General features: G+C 63.1%; 11 protein-coding genes and 1 tRNA gene. 1 reads left to right on the forward strand and 11 read right to left on the reverse strand.

Annotation, left to right across the window (positions count from 1 at the left end):
* Window positions 1-237: 237 nt before the first annotated feature.
* From AC1Q61_RS29405 to cspE, 8 genes are all read right to left on the reverse strand, one after another.
* Complete coding sequence (locus AC1Q61_RS29405; RefSeq protein WP_003946112.1) at window positions 238-435, reverse strand: hypothetical protein; 198 nt, start codon at window positions 433-435, stop codon at window positions 238-240.
* Window positions 436-587: 152 nt separating this feature from the next.
* The gene (locus AC1Q61_RS29410) at window positions 588-1,010 is read right to left on the reverse strand and encodes a DUF2752 domain-containing protein (RefSeq protein ID WP_003946115.1); all 423 of its coding nucleotides are present in this window, start codon (window positions 1,008-1,010) and stop codon (window positions 588-590) included.
* A 30-nt stretch (window positions 1,011-1,040) separates the two neighbouring features.
* Window positions 1,041-1,610 carry an RDD family protein gene (locus AC1Q61_RS29415; protein WP_042446733.1) on the reverse strand — a complete coding sequence of 190 codons (570 nt, stop codon included), beginning with the start codon at window positions 1,608-1,610 and terminating at the stop codon, window positions 1,041-1,043.
* A 121-nt stretch (window positions 1,611-1,731) separates the two neighbouring features.
* Window positions 1,732-1,804, reverse strand: a tRNA-Thr gene (locus tag AC1Q61_RS29420).
* A gap of 30 nt (window positions 1,805-1,834) precedes the next feature.
* Window positions 1,835-3,064 carry a DNA polymerase III subunit delta' gene (locus tag AC1Q61_RS29425; RefSeq protein WP_019746652.1) on the reverse strand — a complete coding sequence of 410 codons (1,230 nt, stop codon included), beginning with the start codon at window positions 3,062-3,064 and terminating at the stop codon, window positions 1,835-1,837.
* Between the two features lie 33 nt (window positions 3,065-3,097).
* The gene (gene topA / locus AC1Q61_RS29430; protein WP_003946104.1) at window positions 3,098-6,034 is read right to left on the reverse strand and encodes a type I DNA topoisomerase; all 2,937 of its coding nucleotides are present in this window, start codon (window positions 6,032-6,034) and stop codon (window positions 3,098-3,100) included.
* Window positions 6,035-6,226: 192 nt separating this feature from the next.
* Window positions 6,227-6,811 (reverse strand): hypothetical protein, encoded by a 585-nt coding sequence (locus AC1Q61_RS29435; RefSeq protein WP_003946106.1) that lies wholly within the window; start codon window positions 6,809-6,811, stop codon window positions 6,227-6,229.
* 183 nt (window positions 6,812-6,994) lie between these two features.
* Window positions 6,995-7,198 (reverse strand): transcription antiterminator/RNA stability regulator CspE, encoded by a 204-nt coding sequence (gene cspE, locus AC1Q61_RS29440; RefSeq protein WP_003946117.1) that lies wholly within the window; start codon window positions 7,196-7,198, stop codon window positions 6,995-6,997.
* A 456-nt stretch (window positions 7,199-7,654) separates the two neighbouring features.
* Between cspE and AC1Q61_RS29445 the strand changes: the two genes are divergently transcribed.
* A complete protein-coding gene (locus tag AC1Q61_RS29445; protein WP_215515617.1) occupies window positions 7,655-9,943 on the forward strand; it encodes a DEAD/DEAH box helicase in 2,289 nt (762 codons plus the stop codon).
* On the opposite strand, the gene AC1Q61_RS29450 is transcribed toward AC1Q61_RS29445, so the two are convergent.
* Genes AC1Q61_RS29450 through AC1Q61_RS29460 form a run of 3 tightly spaced genes read right to left on the reverse strand, consistent with a single transcriptional unit; the run spans window position 9,936 to window position 10,845 of the window.
* Window positions 9,936-10,286, reverse strand: a complete 351-nt coding sequence (locus tag AC1Q61_RS29450; protein WP_042922863.1) for an Rv3654c family TadE-like protein — start codon at window positions 10,284-10,286, stop codon at window positions 9,936-9,938. The genes AC1Q61_RS29445 and AC1Q61_RS29450 overlap by 8 nt on opposite strands.
* Window positions 10,283-10,642, reverse strand: coding sequence for a TadE family type IV pilus minor pilin (locus AC1Q61_RS29455; RefSeq protein WP_042922861.1), 360 nt, complete (start codon window positions 10,640-10,642; stop codon window positions 10,283-10,285). The genes AC1Q61_RS29450 and AC1Q61_RS29455 overlap by 4 nt, the downstream gene beginning before the upstream one ends.
* Window positions 10,642-10,845, reverse strand: a complete 204-nt coding sequence (locus AC1Q61_RS29460; RefSeq protein WP_042446719.1) for a DUF4244 domain-containing protein — start codon at window positions 10,843-10,845, stop codon at window positions 10,642-10,644. The genes AC1Q61_RS29455 and AC1Q61_RS29460 overlap by 1 nt, the downstream gene beginning before the upstream one ends.
* Between the last annotated feature and the right edge of the window lie 63 nt (window positions 10,846-10,908).

Here is a 10,908-nt window from a genome sequence, read left to right on the forward strand (position 1 = left end):
ACGACCCTATGGCCGCCGCTCCGGGGCAACTTTTCCAGCCTATCCCAACCTGGCCACCGGCGCAAACCGGAACCCCGTGAGAAAAACTGGATTGTGTTCGCCAGGCACTCGTACAACCTCGTGTCACTCACCCTCGCAGGTGGGAGTCGGTGTCCGTGTCGCTCTGACCTGGACAAAGTTACGCGAAGATCAACACAACACCAAATCGCCAGGTCAGAGCACTGCGGTCGGTAAACTTCACGGAACCCAGTACCTCTCGGCCAGTTCTTCGACGATCGGATCGCCTTCCTCGGCCTGTTCCAACGCTTCGAGATCGTCGTTGATCGAAACCAGCCGGGGATCGTCACCCTCAGCTTCCTGAATCGGGTGCCGACCGTCCTCGGCGAGTTGCCTCAGCAGCTTTTCCTTGACGCGGGCTTTCAACGAATCAGCCATACCGCCAGCATGTGCCGCTCGGGCTCAGTTGTCGAGGCCTACTCGTCGTCCTTCTTGCCGAAGACACGTCGTGCCGTCGGAATCAGGATGATCAGCGCGCCGAGCAGAACGATGAGCGAAAAAACCTGCAGTGCCATGTCGACCTCTTACCGTCACGCCGGCGCGAGCCAGCTCCCCCACGGGGTGTTTCGAACAACCGTAAATGCAACGAGAACTCCGAGCACCACGATCGTCACAGTCGGCCGAAGCACGATCATGCGATCCCGCGTGCCTTTCCAACGGCGCACTGTCCAACCGATCCACGCGATCACCAACACCGCGATAAGCGGCACGATCAAGGCATTGCTGGACACTGCGGCGCCAATATCCAGATTAGTCAGGTCATTGACCGCACGAAGGCCACCACACGCCGGGCACCACAATCCCGTCAACGCGTACATCGGACAAACGCCGTAACTACCCGCGCTGTGGGGATCACGGAAGTGGAGTACCGCGGCGGCCGTCACGGCCACTGCAGCAACACCGACAGGTGCGGCCAGCGAGCGTCGTCGACTTGTGACCGCTTCCAACTCCATGGCACCCACTGTAAGAGACCTCGGCAGCGACTAGCGCGCGCGAACGACTACCGACCGGACCACCATGTCGTGCCAGCACTGGTGCTTCGAGTCCCAGAGCGGCCAGAGATAGTTGAGGAAGCAGGCGCCACCCAGGATCGCCATCATGATCCAACGAAGCAGCGCCATCACCGGGCCGAGAGGCACACCGTCGGACTCCCGAATCACCGAAATTCCCAGCCACTTCTTGCCGAGCGTCTGTCCGGTGTTCCCTTGCCTGAAGACGAGATTCCACACCTCGATCAAGAAGATCGCCAGTATGCCGACGACCATGACGATCACCCCGACCGGATTACCGCCTTCAGCGCTCACGCTGCCGTCGTCGTATGTGGTCACTTCGGATCCGGAGAACGCGATCACTGCTCCGATGCCCGCGAGGATGACGCCGGGGAGCGGAATGACAAAGCCGTCGAGGATTGACGCAAACACCCGAGAGATCCAGCTTGCGTACGGATAGGCGGGCGTCGGCGGCTGATAACCCTGCGGCGGCATCGGCGGCATCTGCCCGTACGGCGGCTGATTCTGCGATGGTTGGCCTGGTCCCCAGTTCTGATCCGACATCGAGGTCTCTCCTGTTCAGGCACGTGTTCGCCGAACTCAGGATAAACCGCACATACGCAAGAATTGGGAACTAACGACAAGAGCCCCACATCCGGATTTCCGGGTGTGGGGCTCTTGGCTGAGCTGCCTGAGAGAATCGAACTCTCGACCTTTTCATTACGAGTGAAATGCTCTACCGACTGAGCTAAGGCAGCGTGCCTTTCGGCGGTGGCGAGTCTATCTGGTCAACCCCCGGATCGCGAAAACGGGGGTCGGAAAGCGGCTCCGATGGAGGCAACCATCGCATCGAGCGCCCACTGCAACTTGACGTTGAAGTCGACGGCCTCGCGGCATTCGAGCACCGCTTCGATGCACTTGAGCAACCCCTCCGGGGACGTTCGTGCAGCCAACTCGGCGGCCTGCCGAGCCATGTCGGGATGGGTCGCCGTCGACGTCGACCCCAGCGAATAGGAAAGCGCGTCCCGGTACATGCCGGCCAGGTCGATCAGCGTCCGGTCGAGAAGATCGCGGCGGGCCCGGGTGTCGCGCGATTTCTGGCGCGCTTCGAGGTCCTTGATCAGACCAGCCGATCCGCGCAGAGTCCCGGCTGTTCCCTTGCCGGTTCCACCACCACCCAAGGAAACCTTGAGCTCCTCGAGCTCCTGTTCCTTGAGTTCGGCGTAGAACGCCTTGGTGTCAGCCTCGATCGACTTCACCAAGTTCTCTGCGGCCTTGTACGCCGTCGAAGCCCCGATCGCGTCGGCGGCTAGTCGAAGCGAACGCTGACGCTCGTCGCGCGCGCTCTCGTCGGTGGCGAGACGCCGAGCCCGGCCGACATGTCCGCCGCTGATCGATGCGGCGATTCTCGCCCGTTCCGGATCCAGCCCGTCGCGGTCGATCAGTACCTGGGCGATCGATTCGACGGACGGCGTCACCAACGGCATGTGCCTACACCGCGATCGGAGGGTGACAGACATGTCTTCCGGATCGGTCGTCGGCGCGCAGAGCAGGATGACCGTGCGGTCCGGCGGCTCCTCGACAACCTTCAGGAGGGCGTTGGCTGCGCCTTCGGTCAAACGATCGGCATCCTCGACCACGATGACCTGCCACCGCCCCGTCGTCGGCCGACGCGAAGCGATGTTGACTATCTCGCGCATGCCTTTGACGCTGATGCTCAGGCCGTCGGGGATGATCCGTCGTACGTCACCGTGGGTTCCACCCATCGTCGTCGTACATGCATGACACTCACCGCACCCTGGTGCACCGTCGGAGGTGCATTGCAGGGCAGCGGCGAAGCAGAGAGCAGCCACCGAACGACCAGAGCCGGGTGGCCCGGTGAAGAGCCACGCGTGGGTCATCTCCGAGCCGCTGGAATCTCCACGAGCCGACAGTGCAGCATCACGCAGGCTCTGCTCGACGTCGTGCTGACCCACCAGCCGACCGAACACACCTCGTTCGGCCACTTCAGTACTCATGCAAAAACCCTAACCGTCGGCACCGACGAAGCCTTACGAGTCCTTCTTCGCCGGAGCCTTCTTGGCGGCGGCCTTCTTTGCCGGAGCCTTCTTGGCGGCTGTTTTCTTGGCAGCGGCCTTCTTTGCCGGAGCCTTCTTGGCTGCTGCCTTCTTCTTGACCGGGCCGCGCGCACGACGATCAGCCAGCAACTCCGACGCCCGAGCATCGGAAATGGATTCGACGTCGTCGTCCTTGCGAAGGCTGGCGTTGGTCTCGCCGTCGGTGACGTACGGACCGAAACGGCCGTCCTTGATCACCATCGGCTTCTCGCTGACCGGATCGACGCCCAACTCACGCAGCGGAGGCGTTGCCGACGCCTGACGCCCACGACGCTTCGGCTCGGCGTAGATCTTGAGGGCCTCGTCGAGCGTGACGGTGAACATCTGCTCTTCGTTGGCGAGCGAGCGTGAGTCCGTGCCCTTCTTCAGGTACGGACCGTAACGGCCGTTCTGCGCGGTGATCTCTTCCTTCGATTCGGGGTCGACACCCACGACGCGCGGAAGCGACAGCAGACGCAGCGCATCTTCCAAGGTGATCGTCGCCAAGTCCATGGACTTGAGCAGCGATCCGGTCCGCGGCTTGGGGCCTGCGACCTTCTTGGCAGCCTTCTTCGCAGGCGCCTTCTTGGCCGCGGCCTTCTTCACCGCAGTCTTGGTGCTGCCCGAGCTGATTTCTTCCGGCTCGGGAGCGGTGACGGGAACGATGTCCGGTTCCGGCTCGGCCGGCGGTTCGGGCAGGATCTCGGTCACGTAGGGACCGAAGCGGCCTTCCTTCGCGACGATCTCGTGGCCCGTCAGCGGGTCGACGCCCAGCTTGCGGCCCTCTTGAGGCGTCGAGAACAACTTCTCGGCGTACTCGGGAGTGAGCTCGTCCGGTGGCAGGTCATCGGGAAGATTTGCCCGCTGCGAGATCAGATCGCCTTCGGGATCGTCCGGGTTCTGAACCATGCGCTCGAGATACGGGCCGAACCGGCCGACGCGCACGTGAACCTCGCGACCCTCGGCGTCGTCGAACAGTCGGATGGAGTTGACCTCGCGAGCGTCGATCTCCTCGAGATTGACACCGACCATCTTCTTCAGCCCGCCCTCGCGGGCGACCGAACCTTCAGCGCCTGTCTCGCCGCCGAAGTAGAAGCTGCTCAGCCAGTTGCCACGCTGCTCACGGCCACCGGCGATCGCGTCGAGATCGTCTTCCATTCCTGCCGTGAAATCGAAGTCGACCAGCCGGCCGAAGTGCACCTCGAGCAGCCCGATGACGGCAAACGCCACCCAGGACGGAACCAGCGCGCTGCCACGTTTGTAGACGTATCCGCGATCGAGGATGGTCTTGATGATCGACGAGTAGGTCGAAGGACGGCCGATGCCGAGTTCTTCGAGCGTCTTGATCAGGCTGGCTTCTGTGTAGCGAGCGGGCGGGTTGGTGCTGTGCCCGTCCGGATCGAGCTTGGTGGCCGTGACTTCCTGACCCTTGACCAGCACCGGAAGCCTGGATTCGGCGTCGTCGGACTGACCGCCGGCCTCTTCGTCGACGCTCTCGACGTAAGCCTTGAGGAAGCCGGCGAACACGATGGTGCGACCCGAAGCGGAGAACGTGCAGTCCTCGCCGGTGCCTGCCGTGCCGGAGATGCGAAGCGTCAACGTCGTACCGCGGGCGTCGGCCATCTGCGAAGCGACGGTCCGCTGCCAGATCAGTTCGTACAGCTTGAACTCGTCGGAATCGAGCTTGGAGTGCAGCTGACCCGGGGTCTGGAACACGTCGCCGGCGGGGCGGATCGCCTCGTGGGCTTCCTGCGCGTTCTTGACCTTGCGGGTGTACTGACGCGGCGTCGGATGCACGTATTCCGGACCGTACAACTCGGTGGCCTGCGCACGAGCGGCAGCGATCGCCGACTCCGAGAGAGTCGTCGAGTCGGTACGCATGTAGGTGATGTAGCCGTTTTCGTACAGACGCTGTGCGATGCGCATTGCACGCTCGGACGTGAAACGAAGTTTGCGTCCGGCTTCCTGCTGGAGCGTCGACGTCATGAACGGCGGGTAAGGCTTGCGCGTGTACGGCTTGTCCTCGGCGGAGGAAACCGTGAGGTCGACGCCCTGCAACGCTTCCGCGAGACGACGCGCGTACGCCTCGTCGAGCACGGTGACCGCGCTGCCCTTGAGCTTTCCGTCAGCTCCGAAATCGCGACCGGAGGCGACACGCGAACCGTCGACGGAGACCAGGCGCGCACCGAAACTACGCGGGCTGGCCTCTGCACCGGCGTCGAGCGTCGCGGAAATATCCCAGTACGACGCCGACTTGAACGCCATCCGCTCGCGTTCACGCTGGACGATGACGCGAGTGGCCACCGACTGGACGCGGCCGGCCGAGAGCTTCGGCATGACCTTCTTCCAGAGAACCGGGCTGACCTCGTAACCGTAGAGACGGTCGAGGATGCGGCGGGTTTCCTGAGCATCGACGAGGTCGGTGTCGAGTTCGCGGGTGTCTTCGGCGGCAGCACGGATTGCCGGCTCGGTGATCTCGTGGAAGACCATTCGACGAACCGGAATCTTGGGCTTGAGAGTCTCGAGGAGATGCCAGGCGATTGCCTCGCCCTCGCGGTCGGGGTCAGTTGCGAGGAAGAGCTCGTCGGCGTCCTTCAACAGAGACTTGAGTTCGGCGACCTTGCCCTTCTTTTCCGGGCTCACGACATAGAGCGGCTCGAAGTCGTGATCGACGTTGACGCCGAGACGGGCCCACGACTCGCCCTTGTACTTGGCCGGAACGTCCGCTGCGCCGCGCGGGAGGTCGCGAATGTGACCGACCGATGCCTCTACGACGTAGTCCTTACCGAGGTAGGGAGCGATTTTGCGCGCCTTGGTCGGTGACTCGACGATCACGAGGCGACGAGGGTTACCGGACGCTCCCTGACCGCTGCCGTTGTCCGCTTTAGCCACCTGCTGCCCGAGCCTTCCTTTGGACGTTCACTGCCGTCGGCAGATCTTCAGAACTAGACGTGTGGAGCAAGTTATACCCCGTGTCTCTCTTTACAGAGTGACATACCCGCAAGACATTCGTGCAGATCAGTACAGTATGGGCTCCGTCGGACACGCGGCATCAGCACCGTTGGACACGCGGCATCAGCACTGTCAGACGTGCGGCCAGGCGACCGAGGTGTCGACGTGTTTCGGCGCCTCACCGAGGTATTCGACGAGCTTTGTCAGTCTCTTCTTTCCCGACACACGGAGCCCCGGACCCGGTGTCCGGTTACCCAGTTGAGTCGGCGCGATACCAACCCTCATCAAGGCCTGAGCCAGCGGTGCGTGTGTCTCCTTCGCATGGGGGTCGAGGCCGAACACGAATCGTTCACCGCCTTCTTCGAGTCGGCCGGCGGCGACGGCCCACACTCGGAGTTGGCGAGAATTAGGAACCCACCCGACCGGCACCGCCTTCACTGCTCCCTTGGTCCATTGCACGGACAGCGGAAGGAGTGCGGGCGTCGACTGAGTTCGGACGAGTGGGCTGCCTTCTTCGCTACGCGTCACCTCGGCCCCGAGTCCGCACTGCGCGATCAACTCGGCAACGGCCTGCGCTCTCCAGTCCCGATCCACGACGATCGAGATCCGCGCGCGATCCTCCGAGGTCACGACCTGCCCCGGTCCGGCCAGCATTCCGGCAAGGTCCGTCACGGCAGGTGGAATCGACTCGGCAGAGAAAAAGGACAGTTGGCTCACAGAGTGAAACGTAAGCCACGAAGGTACTGACGGCATAGACGACCGGCCGTGGTCGGACAGCTGCGTGCATTACCTCGGACACAGAAAGACTGGCTCAGCCCGAAAAGATTTGTCCCCCACCGCACGGATGCGATGGGGGACAAATACTGTCCGAACTAATCGCTCAGCGAGTGAGCGGAAAAATCAGACCGCGCGAACGCCGGTAGCCTGGGGACCCTTGGTGCCCTGGCCGACCTCGAACTCCACACGCTGGTTCTCCTCGAGGGTACGGAAGCCGTTGCCCTGAATTTCGGAGTAGTGAACGAAGACGTCTGCGGAACCGTCTTCGGGAGCGATGAAGCCGAAGCCCTTTTCAGCGTTGAACCACTTCACAGTGCCCTGTGCCATGCTTTTCCTTCTCTTTCTAACACCGGATTCGGTGAACAGCCCTTACAGTCCACCGGGCCGGTTCCGACCGCTGTACGTCTTTATTTCCCCCTCAGGAAAGGCAGAGCACCGCGCCCGCAACAACGATCCTGCGAGCGTGCACTTTCTCAAGCCTACGAACACAGAAGCTGCGACCGATTGTCAGTCAACCATGTTCTCCGCGTGCACAACAGTCGAAAAGGTAACTAAAAACGTTAAAAGTTCGCTACGAGAAAAACGGCCCACGATCGTGGCTTCCCGCTTCCGCGCCGACCACCCGGTTCCACCAAGACCGCCGGCCGTTGCGTATCATCAAAACTGCAGGTAGCGACAGTTTCCGATTGCCGCCACACCCCAACGCCGATCCCGGAGAGTCACGTGAACGCACCTTCCCCGATCCCCGCCCCGGGAGGGAAGCCTGGCGACACCTACGGGCAGATGCTGCTCGATCGCGTCGTCGCCGGGGTCAGTGGAAGCGAAAAACCACTGATGTTCACCGCGCAGTTGCCTGCTCGCGTAGCCGAGTTCACCGAATGGCCGGAGTGGGTGCACCCCAGCGTCGTACGCGCGCTCGCCGAGCACAGCGTGCGGTCCCCGTGGATCCACCAGAGTGAGGCCGCCGACCTCGCTCACGAGGGAAAACACGTGGTCGTGGCCACCGGTACGGCGTCGGGTAAGTCACTGGCATACCAACTCCCGGTGCTGACGGCCATGGCGACCGATCCGCTCGCAACTGCCCTGTACCTCTCCCCCACCAAAGCGCTGGGCTCGGATCAACTGCGAGCAGTGCTGTCCCTCACCGACTTCGACGTCGAACTTCGCAGCACGAACGCCAGTGCGTACGACGGCGACACCTCGCAGGAACTCCGCACCTGGGCACGCGAGAACTCACGCTGGCTCTTCACCAACCCCGACATGATCCACATTTCGCTGCTCCGCACCCATCAGCGATGGGCGCACTTCTTCCGCAACCTGAAATACGTGATCATCGACGAATGCCACTCCTACAGGGGAGTCTTCGGATCCAACGTCGCGCTCGTGATCCGGCGACTTCGCAGGATTGCAGCGCGCTACGGCGCCGAACCTACCTTCATCCTGGCCAGCGCGACCACAGCAGATCCCGGCGCAGCGGCCTCGCGGCTCATCGGCGCACACTGCAGCGAGGTCACGGAAGACGGATCGCCTCACGGCCCACGCACCGTCGCACTGTGGGAGCCTCCGCTACTCGAGGCATTGACCGGAGAAAACGGTAGCCCGGTACGACGTCCCGCGGGCGCGGAAGCAGCCCGGATCATGGCCGACCTCATGATCGAAGGCGCCCGTACTCTCACCTTCGTCCGCTCCCGCCGTGGTGCCGAACTGACCGCGATGGCCACCAAACGTCTACTCGCCGAGGTGGACCCGGACCTCGCCGAGCGAGTCGCGTCGTATCGCGCCGGATATCTGGCCGAGGACCGTCGCGAACTGGAAGCTGCGCTCGCCGACGGCACGCTGCTGGGCGCAGCCACCACCAACGCGCTGGAGCTCGGCGTCGACATCGCAGGCCTCGACGCCGTTGTCGTGGCAGGCTTCCCGGGCACCGTCGCCTCGTTCTGGCAGCAAGCGGGTCGCTCCGGGCGACGCGGTGAGGGTTCACTCGTCGTGTTGATCGCCCGCGACGATCCACTCGACACCTACCTCGTTCACCATCCGTCAGCGGTACTCGACAAACCCGTCGAGGCGACGGTGACAGATCCCGGAAATCCGTACGTCCTGGGACCACAACTTCTCTGCGCTGCAATGGAACTCCCACTTTCCGATGCCGAGGTGGACGCGTTCGGGGCTCTCGAGGTTCTGACGAGACTGTCCGAGGAAGGCAAGATCCGGCGCCGAAAGCACGGGTGGTTCGTCACCGCCGATTCGAACCCCCACGGCTCTTTGGACATTCGCGGCGGCATCGGAACTCAGGTGGCCATTGTCGACGGTGAATCCGGCCGGATGCTGGGCACTGTCGACGCGGGCCGCGCTCCGGCCACAGTTCATCCCGGCGCCGTGCACATCCATCAAGGCGAGACCTACGTCGTCGACGAACTGGACCTCGACGTCGGACTCGCACTGGTGCACACCGAGAATCCGGACTGGACCACCTCGGCTCGCGAGACCACCGAAATCACGATCACCGAACAACTCGAGCACAAGAACTACGGCGACATCGCCGTCGCTCTCGTCCAGGTCGAGGTGACACATCAAGTCGTCGGGTACCTACGACGGTTGACTTCGGGTGAAGTCCTCGACTCGATCGAACTCGACATGCCCGCACACACTTTGCCCACCAGGGCAGTGATGTACACGGTCACGCCGGAACTCCTCGAATCAATCGGGGTCCCGCCCGAACGGTTCCCCGGATCACTGCATGCCGCCGAACATGCCGCAATCGGCCTGCTGCCACTGGTGGCGATCTGCGACCGCGGAGACATCGGCGGAGTGTCCACCGCGATGCACGCGGACACCGGACTCCCGGCCGTCTTCGTCTACGACGGTCATGCCGGCGGCGCCGGGTTCGCCGACCGAGGGCACAGCGAACTGTCCCGATGGCTCACCGCGACGCGCGACGCCATACTCTCCTGCGAGTGCGCTCACGGTTGCCCGTCCTGCGTCTATTCACCCAAGTGCGGCAACGGAAACGACCCACTCGACAAAGACGGCGCGGTGAAGGTTCTGACCGCCGTCATCGACACCATCAGCTGACCGGACCCGCACGCGCGTAAGCCTGCGCATCCCCGATCCCGAAGCCCGACAACAACACCGGTGCGCGTATCTCGACCAATACATCCCAACCCTGCACCTCGCACTCCTCGAGCACCGTACGCATCCGCTCCGCGATCACCGCGGACATCTCACACGCCGACTCGTCGCCGCCGTCCAAGGCGCCCGCACCGCCGAGAGCCGAAAGATCAGCGGCCGACTGAGCCGTGTGCCGAGCCACCAATGCGGAACCGACATGCAGCATCCCACCGGTCACCATCACGATCGCTGCCAGAACGCAGCACGCCAGAACCGTGGCAACACCTTCGTCGTCACGTAGGTTCACCCCTCCTCCACTCCCGACTCCACAGCTGCCACCGCCTCGGAAGAAATGTCGACCAACGGCAGCAACGCACTCTCGGCGCTGACAACGGCAACGGCAAAACCCTCCACGATCTCCACCGAGATCGACGCATCTTCGGGTGCGATCCGGCGGGCCGTGGTGACCGCAGACTCACGATCACCACGTGCCACCAACCGCGCGGCCTCACGAGCGGCGTCGACACACCGAACCTGCATCGACACCGCCAGGACTCCGCCGATACACAGCACGACCACCGTGACGATCGAAGCCAGAGCAATCGCGGCCTCCACCGTCACGGCGCCGTCGTCGGCTTGCCGAATACCTCTCGTGGACAACATCACACAGCTGTCTTGAGAGCCTTGTCGATGATGCCTGTCAGCGCCGAGACAATGGAGTCGCCAGTGACAACCGTGTACAGGACGGCACCGAATGCGGCAGCCGCAATCGTGCCGATCGCATACTCCGCGGTGGACATACCGTCGTCCTCCGTTACCAACAGCGCAAATCTGGCCGACACCGTCCTCAACGTCTTCGAAATCATTTCTCCCCCTTCAATCGAAACCTGTGGCAGCACTTCTGCCGCAGGAGCTTTCACTCGGATCCG

It is taken from the genome of Rhodococcus sp. MPR-R1B, from assembly GCF_058793255.1.

Bases quoted from the DNA above. Each gene is read 5' to 3' on its own strand.
- AC1Q61_RS29405 (WP_003946112.1), bottom strand. From the start codon at position 435: ATGGCTGATTCGTTGAAAGCCCGCGTCAAGGAAAAGCTGCTGAGGCAA.
- AC1Q61_RS29410 (WP_003946115.1), bottom strand. From the start codon at position 1,010: ATGGAGTTGGAAGCGGTCACAAGTCGACGACGCTCGCTGGCCGCACCT.
- AC1Q61_RS29415 (WP_042446733.1), bottom strand. From the start codon at position 1,610: ATGTCGGATCAGAACTGGGGACCAGGCCAACCATCGCAGAATCAGCCG.
- AC1Q61_RS29425 (WP_019746652.1), bottom strand. From the start codon at position 3,064: ATGAGTACTGAAGTGGCCGAACGAGGTGTGTTCGGTCGGCTGGTGGGT.
- cspE (WP_003946117.1), bottom strand. From the start codon at position 7,198: ATGGCACAGGGCACTGTGAAGTGGTTCAACGCTGAAAAGGGCTTCGGC.
- AC1Q61_RS29445 (WP_215515617.1), top strand. From the start codon at position 7,655: ATGCTGCTCGATCGCGTCGTCGCCGGGGTCAGTGGAAGCGAAAAACCA.
- AC1Q61_RS29455 (WP_042922861.1), bottom strand. From the start codon at position 10,642: ATGTTGTCCACGAGAGGTATTCGGCAAGCCGACGACGGCGCCGTGACG.
- AC1Q61_RS29460 (WP_042446719.1), bottom strand. From the start codon at position 10,845: ATGATTTCGAAGACGTTGAGGACGGTGTCGGCCAGATTTGCGCTGTTG.